Origin of the sequence: Paludisphaera borealis, assembly GCF_001956985.1 — a bacterium.
GTDB classification, from domain to species: Bacteria; Planctomycetota; Planctomycetia; order Isosphaerales; family Isosphaeraceae; genus Paludisphaera; species Paludisphaera borealis.
Map to the genome: position 1 here is coordinate 7,027,266 of NZ_CP019082.1, position 14,090 is coordinate 7,041,355.

A 14,090-nucleotide genomic window follows, 5' to 3' on the forward strand; every position below is an offset into this window, starting at 1 on the left:
TGGAAACGTACTCCGACGTCGAAGGAGAGCCGACCGGAGAGACCAATCCCGATCCGCCGGACTTGATCACGCACGTGGCCGTCGGCCCGATGAACGTCCATGACGGTTCCTCGCTCGGCCCCGCCTTGGCCGACGCGGAAGCCCGCTCAATCAATCCCAAGGTTGTGTTGGCGGACTCGCATTACGGCTCGAACGAGAATCTTGAGAAGGCGAACCTTCAGGGCGTCGAGGTCGTCTCCCCCTCGATGCCGCCCAAGGGGAGCGAGCAAGAGAAACTGACGCTGGAACATTTCGAACTCGACGAGGACGGCCGAGTCGTCCGCAGTCCGCTGAGGCACGCCCCGACGATGACCAGCATCGGCGGGGACAAGATCCAGGTCCTATTCGACGTCACGACCTGCGCGGCGTGTCCCCTTCACCCGTCCTGTTGCGCCTCGGCGGTGGACCTAAAGAACCCCGCTATCGATACACGCACGACCGCGTTCGTCAGCGAGCGCGGCGACTCGGAGACAAGTCCGACGAATTCCGAGAGGGCTATCGCTGGCCCTCGGGGATCGAAGGGACGATGTCCCGGTTCAAGCACCAGATGAGGATGGCGTCTCTGCGCATCCGCGGCCGGCGTGCGGTGGGTTACGTGACCTTCCTTCGCGCCCTCGGTCTGAACATCCATCGGGTCGGGGCCTATAAGGCGGCTTGTTGAGGAAGGTGAGGCTTTTCTCGCTCGTTAAAGAGCCGTACCAAGCCCTCGGCAACGACCTTGGGGCGCTCAACGCCGTTGAGCCGAAACACAACGCAACTCTCACGTTCAGGCGGGCGCGCCGATAGATCACCCACTGCGTTCGTTCGTCCCTTTTGCCGGCCCGTCAACTTTCGGTTATCGCTCCGCAGTCATTAACGCTTTGGAGGACCGGCCACGGATGAGTGGACCGAGCAGGATTGGGCGGCCTTGGAGCGTTTGGCGGAGGCGGGCCGCTTGGCGTTCGGGTCGCAAGGCGGCCGAGGCGGCCTCTCCGAAACGCTGGGGGCGATCCGGGGACGAGGTTTGAGGCCGTTGAGGCGAGCGATCTCGTCTTCGAGCTGCTCAGTCCGCTCCTCGAGTAGCAGAGTGTATTCCCGCTGCAGCGGGATCACCTCGAGCAACCGCTGGATCAGCGGCGTGCGTTCGGGCTTGGGGACGTCGGGCGGCGGAATCCACATGAGGGGATTCCATCAGCAACTTTCCGACCCTTTCGCCCATGGTTATTGAGAAGTTACGCTGTGATGCCGTAAAGGCTCTGGAGGGCAACGGTTGCGGAATGCCCTATGACTCTTGTGCCCGCGTGGCGACAAAAACCCTCGGCGAAGGACAATTGTCAGCCTGGCTTGACAATACGCCGATTCTCTTTATCATTGTCCATGGATGTCAGACGCGGTCAAGAATTGCGAGTCATTCGACTCGCACTTGCCACGGCTCTCTTTCGCGAATTAAACGGGGTGACGCCGATGCCCGAGACCGTGGTTCATTTCCAAATCCGTATGCCGCCTCCCATGCACGAAACCCTGGCGAGCCGCGCGCGGGCCGAGAAAAGCTCGCTCAACGCCTTGATCGTGTCGCTGCTGTCCCAAGCCGTCGCGAAACAAGAGTCGACAGCGCCGGCACCCTCGACCGGGGCTGCCTCGTAGGCTCTCCTATCCGAGCGCTCTTGGTGGCTCGCGGTCTGGCGACGCATCGCTGACGCGACACGCCTCAGGAACTTCGATCATCCCCGGATCTCCTCGTGTCCCCTTGGTAGCGGACGGCGTCCCATGAACCTATCCGTCCGCGACACGGCCGGCCTCCTGAAGGTCTCCGAGAAGACGATCTATCGCTGGATCAAGCAGCAGACCATCCCGGCCTACCGGGTCCAGGAACAGTACCGCTTCAACCGGGCGGAGATTCTGGAATGGGCGACGTCTCGTCGCCTGAACGTCTCCAGTGAGATTTTCGCGGAGCCGGAGGCGGAAGGGCAACCCGTGCCGTCGCTCCTCGATGCGCTGGAAGCCGGCGGGGTTTTCTATCGGGTCTCCGGCGACGACAAGGAAGACGCGCTGCGCGAGGCCGTGGAGCTGCTGCGATTGCCGGACGAGGTGGATCGGGAGTTTCTCCTCCGAGTGCTTCTCGCTCGGGAGGCCATTGCGCCCACGGCGTGCGGCGACGGCGTCGCGATCCCGCACGTAAGAAACCCCATCGTCCTCCACGTCGAGCGTCCGATGGTCACGCTCTGCTTTCTCGAGCGGCCGATCGAGTACGGGGCTCTCGACGGGAAACCGGTGGGCACGCTCTTCATGGTCATCAGCCCGACCACGCGGGCCCACCTGCACCTGATGGCCAAGCTCTCCTTCGTGCTCCGCGACCAGGGCGTACGCCACGCGGTCGAGCGGCAAGAGTCCCGGCTGGAGATCCTCCGCCAGATCGGCCGTGCGGAACAGGAGCTCGCGCCGTCGGACGTACGGGCCCCTTCAGTGGCCGCGGCCGGCTCGTCGGGATCGGGGTGAGAGGCGGAGGGATGGGTCGGGGATTGGCGGTCGTTGAACGGGTCGGGCCGCCTCCAGGCCGTGATCTCAGGAACCAAATTCGTCGGCGGGAAAGGGCGGGCTGAGCCGATCTCGATTCGTCGCTTCCCTCAAGCTCTAACCTGTCTCAGGAATCGAAGCGGAGGTTCTCAGGAAGTTCCGATCGACTCCGATGTTAGGACGAATCGATAAGTACAAGCGCTGGATTGAAATTGAGACGGCTCTCAAGTTGAAACAGATTATCCGTAGGCCCCAGAAGTCCTGGAAAACAGATGGATCATCCCACAAACTGCGAATTGAAGCAAAGTTAGGACGATCCAAGGAAGCCGAGTAACGGAATATTTCCGCCATTAATCCGACATGAGTCGGGATGAAAAATCAGAGGTGCGCCGGTTTTGAAGACCGGGGGCGGCACCAGCCGGCCACACGCTCCCGTGCTCGGCGAGGGCGGTCTTCGCATCAGGGCGAAGCCCGGTCGATCGGGGCGAGCCGGACCGAGCGGGCGCCGGCGTCCTCGATCGCCTGGACGAACCGTCGGACCCGCTCGAAGGCGATCGCGCCGGGCGCCTTGACGACGACTGTGGCGTCGAGATCGGCCTTGAGCAGTTCGGCCAGATCCGAAAGCGGATGCGTCGCGGGATCGGCGTCGATGAGAAAGTTCTCGCCGCTCTCGTCGAGGGTCAGCGCGCGGGCCTCGGGCTTGCCTGGGGCGATCTTGAGGCCGAGCGTCGCCAGGCTCGCGGTCGCCCCCTCGCGGACTGCCACGAAGCTGAACGTCTGATTGATCATCGTGACCGAGCCGGCGATCACGTTCTTGCCCTCGCCCCAGAGCCAGCCGCTGTAGTCCTGCCGGGTTCGCGGAAAGGTGACGGTGAATTCGACGCCGTGATCGCCGGTCGTCTTGCCGGTCACCGGATGAGGCGCGCCGCCGGAGTCGGACCGATAGTTCCCGGTCACGACGCCTTCGGGATCGACCTTCAGTTCGAGAAGGCCTGACCAGACCCCGTTGGCGGCCAGGCGATACGAGCCGTTGTAGTCGGCCGGTCGCACCACGCGGCCTTCCGACGGCCGGTCGGCGCTGGCTTTCGGAGCGGGCGGAAGCGACTCGACCACGAACAGCTCCGCCTTGCCGACCGGGATCAACCGACCGTCGTCCGAGCCCGAAGCGACGAACCGGACGTCCGCCCCCATGTCGACCGGTACGACCTGGCCGGCGTCGAGATCGTAGCCGAAGCCGTCGAACAGCCAGGCGTCCTTGCCGCGGGCCAACGGCGCGGCGCGGTTGGCGGGATCGCGGGTCTCGAACCGATCGACGACGAGCGTCGGCGTCAGCTTGTTGGGATCGCCGGGGGCCTTCCGAAAACCGGGGGACGCAATCAACCGAGCGACGTTCCCCTGATCGGTCACGACGATCAGGAGCGACGAACGCGCGTCGCGGAGCACGGCGGGGAGCGCGGCCAGCTCGCGGAAATTCAACCCCGCTTGCTTGCGGGCGTGTTTCTGAATCACGGGCCGGCTCAGGTCGGCGTCACCGAGGCGGTCGAACTCGTCGGCGGGCGCGGGGGGCGGCGGGAGGGTCACGAAACACGCGCAGACGAGAAAAGCGATCCGACGTCGAGGCCCCGGCATAAGGTTCTCCGCGTTCGAGAGGATTCGGCCAGTCGTCCGGACTTATCATAAGGTGAGGATGTTGCGGAAGAAAGGAGCGGGCGCGGTGAACGGGGCCGACGTGGGAATTTGGCGAGTGAGGGGAATCAAGTTCGCTGGTGGATTGGCCGATGCTACGGGATACGGCTTCGGATGTTCACCAGGATTCAAAGAAACCGGCGCGGTCAGCGAATACCCATTGAGCTGTCACGCCGGGATCGATTCTCGAGGGTAAACACGATGGGCTTGGACCTGGCACTGAGCGCGGTCATCTTGTTCGCGGCGATTCGCGGCTGGCTGCGCGGTTTCGTGAGCCAGGCGATTCGGCTTTCCGGTTTCGTGGGCTGCTTCTACCTGGCCGACCCGGTCCGCGACCAGGCGAGGCCGTACGTGCTGACCCGGCTCCCGAAGGTCGATCCCGCCTTGATGGACCGGATTCTCTGGTGGGCCTCGGCGGTCGTGGCGTACGTCGTGGTCGTCGGGGTGGCGACGCTGGCGATCAAGATGATGCGCCGGCCCGACGTCTCGGGAAAACCGGAGGCCCGTCGCGACGACCAGTTCGCCGGCTTCCTGTTCGGGGCCGCCAAAGGGGCGCTTGTCGCCGTGTTCCTGACGGCCGCCGTGCAGAAATACGGGATCGAGGCCGCCAAGAAGATGCAATTGGAATGGGCCGGCAAGCAGGTCGAAAATTCGAAGGCCCTCGTCTGGAACCAGAAGTACCAGCCGGTCCCCAAGATCTGGGAATCCCCCCCGGTGCGCCGGTTCGTCGAGCACATCCAGCGCAACGGTCTGAGCCCGGTTCCCGTCGACGCGACGGCCGCGCCGGACGAGGTCGCCGAGTTGCGCCCCGACGACGGCTCGCGACGCCCGCCGCGACTCGATCTCTCGCCGCTCGGCCAGGCCGATTCGAACGCCGAGCTTGACCTCGATCGCGAGGTCGCCGAGGACCTCGAACGGATCAAGGCCGAGCGCGACGCGCGGCGCGAGGCCGAGGACTGGCGTTGACCCGACCCGAAGGCTTTGTAAACTCGGCCGGCGTCGAGACTTCTCGACGTCGGCGAGATCGAGCGGCGGGTCGGATCGGCCGCGTTTCCCAACGCGAATCAGGATGGGTTGAGCCTCATGGAGGATCGAGGCGACAGCGCTGTTCGTCCAGCTTTCAGTCCCTCGCCGTGGATGGTCGGCGGCCTGATTCTGGGTGCGTACTGGACGATCAAGGGCTATCACAGCCTGGACGGCGACCAGGCCCACCGGCTGCCGTTGCTGCTCCACCAGCTTGACCCACGGGTCTTCGACGCCGACCCGTTCGTCCGGTCGTTCGACGCCTTCAACCCCCATCGCGGCTCGCTCTGGCTGCTCGGGGGCGCCTCGCGGCTCGTCGGCCTCTCTGCGGCCCTGACGATCCTCTTCATCCTGACCTTCGCGGCCAGCATCCGGGGGATCGGCCGGCTGACGCGCGCGGCCTGGCCCGAACACGGGAGCCGCGCGGGGCTCGTCGCCGTCGGCCTGTTTCTGATCGCCAAGGCAGGCAACATCGGCACGAATCACCTGTTTGAATCGATGCTTCTGGATCGCTTGATGGGTCTTGCGCTCGCGTGGCTGGCCGCCGCCGCGGTCGTCGAAGACCCTCGGCGCGGCTGGCGGTTCTCGGTCTTCGCTCTGGGCCTGGCGGCCGTGGTCCATCCCTCGCTGGGCTTGCAGCTCGCGTTGATTTTCGCGGGGACCTGGCTCGTGTGGGCGCTTGCGGGGGGCGGAACCTCCGTGCCCTGGCGGTTGGCGATCTCGGCGGCGGCGGCGACCGGCCTGGCGATCGCCCCAGGGCTGGCCCTCAACCTCGCGCCGTTCGGTTCGCTGCGCGAGGGGCTCTCGCCCGAGAAGTTCTGGCTGCTGACCGTCGAGCTTCAGAGCCCGCAGCACATGCTCCCGCATCTTTGGCGGATGCCGCAATGGCTGGCGGCGGGGGCGTATCTGGCGCTGGCGATTCTGGCCTTCTCCCCCAAGGGGAGAAGGTGGCCGGAACGGCCGGATGAGGGGGGGGCTTGGGGATTCCTCCCATGCCGCTGCACTCGAATACCCCTCATCCACCCCTGCGGGGCACCTTCTCCCCCAAGGGGAGAAGGGAGTTCGGACCGTCCGACTCCTCGCCTCGCTTGCGTCTTGTCCTGATGCTCGGGGTCGTGCTGGTCTGGCTCGCGTGTTCCTGGGTGGCGGTCGAGGGCTTGCAGCACGTCGGGACGACGGTGTTCCAGCCGTTTCGGATGGCGACCTTCGCGCGGGGGCTGGCCCTCATCTGTGCGGTCGGGCGCGTTCTCACGCTCTGGGATCGCGGAGGCTGGATGTCGCAATTGCGCGCCGCCTTGATTCCGCTCGGGCTGACGGGAGACTGGCTGCTCGTGGTCGTCGTCGGCGTCGAGACCGCGACGACCCTCGTCGAATCGATCGGCCGGCGATGGCGAATCGAAGCGTTCGCCTCCCTCGTGTTCGTCTGGGCGCTCGCTTACGGCTGCCTGTTCCTATCGCGGCACGACACCGAGCGCGGCGACCGTCCGCTGCTGGCCCTGATCGCCGTCAGCCTGGTTGTGACGTGTCTCTGCAACAGAATGCCTCGGATGCAATGGTCCTGGACGCCCCGGCGCTGGCGGTGGGCGATGACGTTGGCCTGGGCGACGCCATTGGCGGCCCTGGCTGCGGGGATGATTCCGAACGATCACCCGATGGCGACGAGCCCGGCGGTTCGGGGGCTCGTCGCGCGCTGCCGGTTCGCGGCGGTGCCGATCGACGAGGTCGAGGTGCTCGCGAGCTGGTGCCGCGAGAACACGCCGCCCGACGCGCGGTTCATCGGGCCGCCGGGGCCGAAGGGCTTTCGGCTCTGGTCGCGGCGGAGCCTGGCGTTCAACCGCGCGGGGAGCCCGTACCACGCCGAGGGGATCGACGATTGGTTCCGGCGGTTCGCCGACCATGTCGACTTTCACGGGACGCCCGCCGAGTTCGTCCGCGCCTATCTCGACGGCCGCCACCGCCTCGAATCGCGGTACGATGCGATGACCGACGCCCAGCGCGCCGCGCTGGCCGTCCGCCAGGGGGCCGACCACGTCGTCGCGCTCCGGCCGACTTCGGGCGACGAGACTTCCGCCGGCCCGCTCGAATTGCTGCACGCTGAGGGGAAGTACGCGGTCTACCGGCTTCGCCCGGAATCGGCGGTCGTCGCCCATCGCCAGCGGTAGCGGAGCCGGTGGGTGAACGAGTCGGGGGCGAGTCGGGCGAGCGCCTGCGCCCGGGTGCTCTGCCGGCCCGCTTCCGCCAACGCCAGGATCGCACCGGCGTCCGACTGCAACGTCAGAACGCCTTCGCCGAGTTGTCGCCCGGTCCAGACGATCGATTGTGAATCCGCGTCGCGCAGCTCGCTGGAACCGAGGCGGACGAGGTACGTCGCGGCCAGGCTCGAAACCTCGGCCCGGCAGCGGTCGGCGACGTCGAAGTCGATGATCACCGCGTCCTCCCGGTCGGGATCGGTCGAGACCGTCACGGCGGCGGAGAAGTGGTGATGGAACAGACGGCCGGTCAAAAGCAGGCAGACGCCGCGGCCTTCGTCGCCGGCGAACGTGTGGCGGTGGAGGTCTTGATAGACCGGGCTCACGACTCGCGCCGGGTCGTCCTGGCGGGGGTCGCTCTCCTCGGAAGAGACAAGCTCGTCCAGGGCGGCGTCGGAGGAATCGCGGCGGCCGAACGACACGTGATGAATCCAGCGGTCGCCGAGTCGCAAGAAGGTCACTTGCGTTTCGGGACCCCGGATCACCACGCGGTCGTCGGACTCGTCGCATTGCCAATCGATGGAGTGCATGGCCGTCCCGCTACGCGCTTCCCTTGGACAGCTTCATCCGGAGGTAGGCCTCGATGAACCCGTCGAGGTTGCCGTCGAGGACCGAGCGCGGGTTGCCGACTTCGTAGCCGGTCCGCGTGTCCTTGACGAGCTGGTAAGGCTGGAGGACGTAGGAGCGGATCTGGTTGCCGAAGCTGATCTCGCCCTTCTCGTCGTACTTCTTGGCGTACTCGGCGTCGCGCTTCTCTTCCTCACGGCGGATCAGCTTGGCCTTGAGCAGGGCCATCGCGTTGGCGCTGTTCTTGTGCTGCGAGCGTTCGCTCCGCGACTCGGCCGCGATACCGGTCGGCAGGTGCGTGAACCGCACGCCCGACTCGGTCTTGTTCTGGTGCTGGCCGCCGGGACCGCCGCAACGGAACACGTCGCGTTTGAGGTCTTCGTCCTTGAGGACGATGTCGATGGTCTCGTCGATCTCGGGGAGGACGTCGACCGACGAGAACGAGGTCTGCCGCCGCGCGGCGGAGTCGTACGGGCTGATCCGCACCAGCCGGTGGACGCCGGATTCGGCCCGAAGGCTGCCGTAGGCGTACTCCCCCTTGATGTGGATCGTCGCCTGGGCGATGCCCGCGGCGCCGCCGTCCTCGCGGTCGGTGATCTGGGTCGTGAAGCCCCGGTTCTCGGCCCACATCATGTACATGCGCATGAGCATTTCGGCCCAGTCGCAGGCCTCGGTGCCGCCGGCGCCGGCGTGAATCGTCACGAACGCGTTGCAGTGGTCGTTGGGGCCGCTGAGCATCGACTGAAGCTCGAAAGTCGCCAGATCCTTCTCGGCCTTTTCCGAGGCCGGCCGGATCTCTTCGTCGAACTCGTCGGTCTCGATTTCATCGGCCAGGTCGATCGAGGCCGAGAGATCCTCAGCCTGCTTGACCAGCGCTTCGAACGGCTTGAGGACGCCGTTGAGCGTCTTCATCTCGGCGATGACCGCCTTGGCCTTCTCTTGATCGTTCCAGAACGATGCGCCTTCCATGTCGCTCTGGAGGCTGTCGCGGCGAGCTACTTTTTCGCCGAAGTCAAAGAGAGTCTCGTAAATGGAGTATACGATCGATCACATTCTTGGCCGATCGCTTCAACTCAGCATCCACAGCGCAGCACTCCTCACCCAAGAGATCTCGACGTTGGCGAAAACCCGTCTGGCCAGGCCGGGGGACGACCCGCTAGATTCGATCCTTCATTAAAACCGATCGACCGGCCGGCAACCAGTCCAGTCGCCCGCCTGGGTCTCGCTCTCGATCCAGGAGGATCGCGTCGGATCGACTGTCCGAGCTGCTTGCGAGCCGCTCGTGTGTGCCACGAGGTCCGATTTCAGAACCCGTGCGAGGGAGCCCCGGCCTGTTCCCCCGGGTTCGGAAACCGAACCCGGGCCACCCACTCCGGACTTCGGAACTCCAGAATCGAGAGCGAGGAGACACGCTGTTACAACACTCGGCGCATACTCGGCCCCGACCATGAAACCTTCGCAATCACCTCCCGCCGTGGGCCGCCTGGCTCCTTCGCCGACCGGCGGGCTGCATCTCGGCCACGCCCGGACGTTCCTGATCGCCTGGCTCGCCGCCCGGAGCGGGGGGGGGCGGGTGATCCTCCGCATCGAGGACCTCGATGCCGCCCGCGTCCGCGACGAGGCCCGCGACGCCGCCCTGGTCGATCTGCGATGGCTCGGGCTCGACTGGGACGAGGGGCCCTACGTTCAGTCCGACCGCCGGGCGGTTTACGACGACGCGCTGGATCGCCTGAAGGCCGCCGAGCGGATCTACCCCTGCACCTGCACCCGGGCCGACATCGAGCGCGCCGCCAGCGCCCCGCATCCCGAGGATGAAGGCCCGACGTATCCCGGCGCCTGCGCCCATCGCCTGGCCGCCGACGCCCGGGCGTTCGGCGACCGCCCGTTCGCCTGGCGGTTCCGGGTCGAGCCCGGCCCGGTCGCGTGGGACGATCAGTTCCTCGGCCGTCGCGAACTCGACCCGACGCGCCTCGGCGGCGACTTCGTCATCGCCCGGAACACGCTCGGCCCGTCGTACCAGCTCGCCGTCGTGGTCGACGACGCCCTCATGGGCGTGTCCCAGGTCGTTCGGGGCGCGGACCTCGTACCGAGCACCCCCCGGCAGATCCTCCTGTACCGGGCGCTCGGCTGGACGCCCCCGCGCTTCGGGCACGTCCCCCTCGTCGTCGGTCCCGACGGCCGCCGACTGGCCAAGCGCGACGGCTCGATCAAGCTCTCCACCCTGCGCGAACAGGGCGTCGACCCTCAACGACTGATCGGAGCCCTCGCCCGGTCGTGCGGCTGGACTTCGACTCTTACTCCCTCTTACCCGGCCGATTGGATCAATCGCTATGATCCGGATTCCCTCCCCGGCGATCCCTGGTTCATGAATCCCGCCGAATGGCTTGTCGATCCCTCGTAGTAAATTAAGGGAGACGCGAGCCCCCGCGCGCGCCCATGCTCTTTCTCAATCCGATATTGGCTGGCGCAATGTGCATACGAGTCGCAGACAAACCGTCGCGAGCATCCCTTCTCCCCCGCGCCTGACGGCCCGACACTTTCTTACAAACCATCATGATGACGTCGGGCCACCCGGCCTCATGAAAATGGGGTATCGCGTCGGCCGGGTCCGAATACAAGCCCGAAGCGCCGGCGAGTGCATTCCCGGTCGACCGTTCATACCATGCACTCGCCGGCGCTTCGGGCTTCCATTTCGCTCCTCTATCGTCCCACGGGGTGTTTTCAGAGCAATCGGTCATGCCGCCGAGACGGCACCCATCCTGATGAAAATGGGAGCCTGCGGTCGATCGGGGCTGGTAGGGGCGTCCCTTGTGGGCGCCCGGTTCGTTTCACGCCGACCGCTCGCGCTCGGCGATCGGGCACCCACAAGGGGCGCCCCTACGGCAAACCACGGACCGGGATTTTCATGGCAGCCCGAAGCGCCAGCGAGTGAGTTTCCGATCGGTCATTCGAATCGATTCACTCGCTGGCGCTTCGGGCTTGTATTTCGAGGGTTCGGAGCAAGTGTCAGGTCGTCAGTCTCCGCGCCAGGAAACGCGCGATCGAAGCCAATCCGCCGACGCTCGGCGCAGCCTTCGAACGGTTCGTCCCGTCCTCGGTTTCGATCGAAAAAACGGTCGATCGAAGCCAATCCAGGGCGACCTCAATCCACGTTTTCCGCGCGGACAAAGCCAATTTTGGAGTCCGTGCCAAAAGTACTTGACAATAAAGACTTACGACGCGATTTGGGTTCGGTCGGGCGGCGCGAACGAACCCAAATCGGCGGCGGGGCGCGTAGGGCCGAACGCAGCGGACGGGAGGAGCTTGGTGGAGCTGTTTCGGACTCCTTCTCCCGTCACCCGTCCACGCGTTTTCCGCGCGAAGGAAGCCAATTGAGTCAGGGCGAAGGGGGCGGTAGGTCGAGGGCCGGGTTGCCTTCGAAGAAGCCGTCGGGGCGGAGCATGAAGCCGACCGAGGCGACGGGCATGACCGGCCAGTCTTCCAAACGCGGGACGTGGGTCTGGCCGAAGGTGTACCAGAGGACGAGGTCTCGATCGGCGATGTCGCGGTTGGCCTGAGTCCATTTCGGCAAGCCTTCGGGGGTCGGGTTCTGGTTGGGGTACTCGCCGGCCGGGAACCGCTCGTCGGCCTGGAACGGGGTCGCCCAGAGGTTGCTGGTCAAGAAGCCCGCGCGGCGGATCAACGGGGAGGCCGGCTGGGCGAACGGCAGGGTGGTCTCGCCAGGACAGAGTCGATACGCCACGGGGCGGCCCAGACTGTTCTTCCGCGTCGGATTGACGATCCGCCAGAACCGCGCCGAGGCTGCGTTCGTGCTGCGTCGGGCTTCCAGTTCCTTCAGGAGAGGAGTGGTCTCCGCGAAGAAGCCTCCGCCGTAAGGGTTGTCGGGCCCGGCGGGTTCGCTCCGGGTGTTGACCTCTTCCAGGCTGTTGGCCTCGCCGTCCACCGCGAAGTCGAGCCGGACGTTGAAGAAATGCTGGTGATACGGCGCGGTCAGGCGAGGGGCGATCTCGACGCCGTGGCGCGCGGTTTCGCCGGGTTTGAGGGCCGTGGTGTTCACGATGCCCGTCAGCTTGACCTCGTGCTGGATCGATCCGTCCTGATAGAAATACCAGTAGAACCCGTAGTCGTAGTTCCCCACGGTGGCGACCATCGAGACGGCCAGCCGGCGCGAGCGGCGGACGTCCGATTCGCCGGTCCGCCAGTCGGTGTGTTTCCAGAGGAGGCCTGCGTCTTCCTCATGGATGCAGACCGCGTTCTTGATCGTGACGAGCCGGCCGTGGCTGTCGGCCATATGGGCGTCGAGGTAGCGAATCGTTCCCAGGCAGTCGCAGCCGAGGGCCAGCGAGTTAGCCAGCATGCCCAGGCCGTACTCGCCCAGATCGAAAACGTTCTTGTGGTAGGACGACGCCTTGGGATCGGCGTAGGGGACGATCATCTCGGCGATCGAAGCCCGGTACAGAACGGGCCGGCCGTCGTAACGAACCTGATGAAGGATCAGCCCCTCGCGAGGGTTGAAGCCGATCCGGAGATCCCACTTCTGCCAGGCGACCTCATGCCCCTGGAGCGCGAAGCTCGGCCCGTCCGGCTGCTCGATTTCCAGGGCCTTGACGTCGGCGCGATTCTGCTTGTTGTAGCGATGCGACCAGTTGCCCGGCTTGAGAGGAAGCGGCGTGTCGCCATAGTCTTCGATCCGGACGACCTCCTTGCGGTTGAGGTCGATGACTACCGCCAGGTTCTCGATTGGGCGGGCGTAGCCGTTGTCGAACGGCTCGGAGCGGACCCAGCACAGGGCGCGAACCAGCCGCTTGCCGCGATCTTCCGGAGGCTCGTTGCCGTAATGCCCCGCCGACCAGCCGTCGACCATGACCAGGGAAAGGTCCTCGATCCCCCGCTTCTTCATCGCCTCGCGGAACAGCGACGACTTGCGGGCCGTCTCCTCGACTTCGACCAGCTCGTCGATCATGATCGCCGGCTGGACCCCTTCGGCCAAGGTTTTATGACTCGCCACCGTCCCCTTGTCGAGATCGACGGTCGCCTCGGACGCCCGGCCCGTCGCGCTGTCGAGCAGCACCACGAACGCCTCGCGGGCGCCGGCGGGGGGCGATTGGCGGACGGCTTCCTTGGGAGGTTCCTTGAGCCCGATCGACACGAACCGGACCCTGTCGGAAAGCCGCAGCGCGTTGCGGAGCATCGCAACCGTCCGCTCGATCTCGGCCGGTCCGAGCGGGTCGAGCGGATGGCGCGCAAGATCCTTCGGCGTCGCGGGTCGCGACGGGCGGGCGGGGGTCGCATCCGGCGCGGGGATCGCCTGGGCGACGAGTGGAGACGGAATGGACAGGAGGATCGCCGCTGCGGGCGGGACGACAAGCCGGGTGAAGCTCTGCAACAACGAGAGGTTTGCCGCCATGAGAATGCTCCAGAGATGCCAGGGCGGGCGGATCGTTGAGAGGGTGTTGTGATGTTACCTGCGTCAGTCGCGAAGATCAAACGAACCGGAAGTTTGAGGAGGAGAACGTCGTGGCGATCGCCAAGACCAATGCGGTCCGGCTGCTCGAACGGCTGGAGGTGACGTTCGAGCTGAGAGAGTACGAGGTCGATCCCGATCATCTCGACGCGGAGACGGTCGCGGCGAAGATCGGCCTGCCCCCGGAACAGGTGTTCAAGACGCTCGTCGCGAGGGGCGACAAGCAGGGCGTCTGCCTGGCGGTCGTCCCGGCCGACTGCGAGCTGGACCTGAAAGCGCTGGCGAAGGCGACGGGCGATAAGAAGATCGAGACCGTGGCCCTGAAGGAGGTCGAACCGTTGACCGGCTACATTCGCGGAGGGGTGACGGCTTTAGCCTGCAAGAAGGCCTATCCGGTCTACCTGGAGGAAACGGCCGAGCTGTTCGACGTGATCTCGGTCTCGGCCGGGGTCCGCGGGGTTCAGGTCTTGCTCGCGCCGGGGGATTACATCCGGGTCGTCGATGCGAAGGTCGCCGCGATCGCCAAGGTGAAGTCGGGCTGAGGCCGGTTCAGCGAACCTCGGTCGGTC

General features: G+C 65.9%; 13 protein-coding genes. 8 read left to right on the top strand and 5 right to left on the bottom strand.

Annotated elements, in window-relative coordinates; genetic code table 11:
• Window positions 1-406 precede the first annotated feature (406 nt).
• Window positions 407-700: a transposase gene (locus BSF38_RS32295; protein WP_237170636.1), complete on the top strand. Its 294-nt coding sequence runs from the start codon at window positions 407-409 to the stop codon at window positions 698-700.
• 191 nt (window positions 701-891) lie between these two features.
• On the opposite strand, the gene BSF38_RS27200 is transcribed toward BSF38_RS32295, so the two are convergent.
• The gene (locus BSF38_RS27200) at window positions 892-1,197 is read right to left on the bottom strand and encodes a hypothetical protein (RefSeq protein ID WP_076350170.1); all 306 of its coding nucleotides are present in this window, start codon (window positions 1,195-1,197) and stop codon (window positions 892-894) included.
• Window positions 1,198-1,482: 285 nt separating this feature from the next.
• Between BSF38_RS27200 and BSF38_RS27205 the strand changes: the two genes are divergently transcribed.
• On the top strand, window positions 1,483-1,662 hold the full coding sequence (locus tag BSF38_RS27205) for an Arc family DNA-binding protein (protein WP_076351522.1): 180 nt from the start codon (window positions 1,483-1,485) through the stop codon (window positions 1,660-1,662).
• Between the two features lie 123 nt (window positions 1,663-1,785).
• Window positions 1,786-2,514: a PTS sugar transporter subunit IIA gene (locus BSF38_RS27210; RefSeq protein WP_076350171.1), complete on the top strand. Its 729-nt coding sequence runs from the start codon at window positions 1,786-1,788 to the stop codon at window positions 2,512-2,514.
• Window positions 2,515-2,991: 477 nt separating this feature from the next.
• On the opposite strand, the gene BSF38_RS27215 is transcribed toward BSF38_RS27210, so the two are convergent.
• Window positions 2,992-4,161: a hypothetical protein gene (locus tag BSF38_RS27215; protein ID WP_076350172.1), complete on the bottom strand. Its 1,170-nt coding sequence runs from the start codon at window positions 4,159-4,161 to the stop codon at window positions 2,992-2,994.
• Between the two features lie 258 nt (window positions 4,162-4,419).
• Here BSF38_RS27215 and BSF38_RS27220 point away from each other — a divergent pair, with 258 nt between their 5' ends.
• The 3 genes from BSF38_RS27220 (at window position 4,420) to BSF38_RS27230 (ending at window position 7,403) form a co-directional block, all read left to right on the top strand.
• The gene (locus BSF38_RS27220; protein ID WP_076350173.1) at window positions 4,420-5,184 is read left to right on the top strand and encodes a CvpA family protein; all 765 of its coding nucleotides are present in this window, start codon (window positions 4,420-4,422) and stop codon (window positions 5,182-5,184) included.
• A gap of 117 nt (window positions 5,185-5,301) precedes the next feature.
• Entirely contained in the window at window positions 5,302-6,345 is a 1,044-nt protein-coding gene (locus BSF38_RS27225) for a hypothetical protein (protein ID WP_076350174.1), read from the top strand.
• Entirely contained in the window at window positions 6,330-7,403 is a 1,074-nt protein-coding gene (locus tag BSF38_RS27230; protein ID WP_145952351.1) for a DUF6798 domain-containing protein, read from the top strand. The genes BSF38_RS27225 and BSF38_RS27230 overlap by 16 nt, the downstream gene beginning before the upstream one ends.
• Here the strand turns inward: BSF38_RS27230 and BSF38_RS27235 are convergent.
• Window positions 7,355-8,020: a hypothetical protein gene (locus BSF38_RS27235; RefSeq protein WP_076350176.1), complete on the bottom strand. Its 666-nt coding sequence runs from the start codon at window positions 8,018-8,020 to the stop codon at window positions 7,355-7,357. The two genes, BSF38_RS27230 and BSF38_RS27235, sit on opposite strands and share 49 nt — an antisense overlap.
• 10 nt (window positions 8,021-8,030) lie before the next feature.
• Window positions 8,031-9,141, bottom strand: a protein-coding gene (prfB, locus tag BSF38_RS27240) for a peptide chain release factor 2 (protein ID WP_145952352.1) whose coding sequence is annotated in 2 segments (ribosomal slippage) — window positions 8,031-9,071 and window positions 9,073-9,141 — 1,110 coding nt in all. Because the reading frame shifts where the segments join, the coding sequence is not laid out codon by codon here.
• Between the two features lie 363 nt (window positions 9,142-9,504).
• Between prfB and gluQRS the strand changes: the two genes are divergently transcribed.
• Window positions 9,505-10,458, top strand: coding sequence for a tRNA glutamyl-Q(34) synthetase GluQRS (gluQRS, locus tag BSF38_RS27245; RefSeq protein ID WP_076350178.1), 954 nt, complete (start codon window positions 9,505-9,507; stop codon window positions 10,456-10,458).
• A gap of 975 nt (window positions 10,459-11,433) precedes the next feature.
• On the opposite strand, the gene BSF38_RS27250 is transcribed toward gluQRS, so the two are convergent.
• Window positions 11,434-13,464, bottom strand: a complete 2,031-nt coding sequence (locus tag BSF38_RS27250) for a primary-amine oxidase (protein ID WP_083713597.1) — start codon at window positions 13,462-13,464, stop codon at window positions 11,434-11,436.
• Between the two features lie 110 nt (window positions 13,465-13,574).
• Here BSF38_RS27250 and ybaK point away from each other — a divergent pair, with 110 nt between their 5' ends.
• Entirely contained in the window at window positions 13,575-14,063 is a 489-nt protein-coding gene (gene ybaK / locus BSF38_RS27255; RefSeq protein ID WP_076350179.1) for a Cys-tRNA(Pro) deacylase, read from the top strand.
• The last annotated feature ends 27 nt before the right edge of the window (window positions 14,064-14,090 follow it).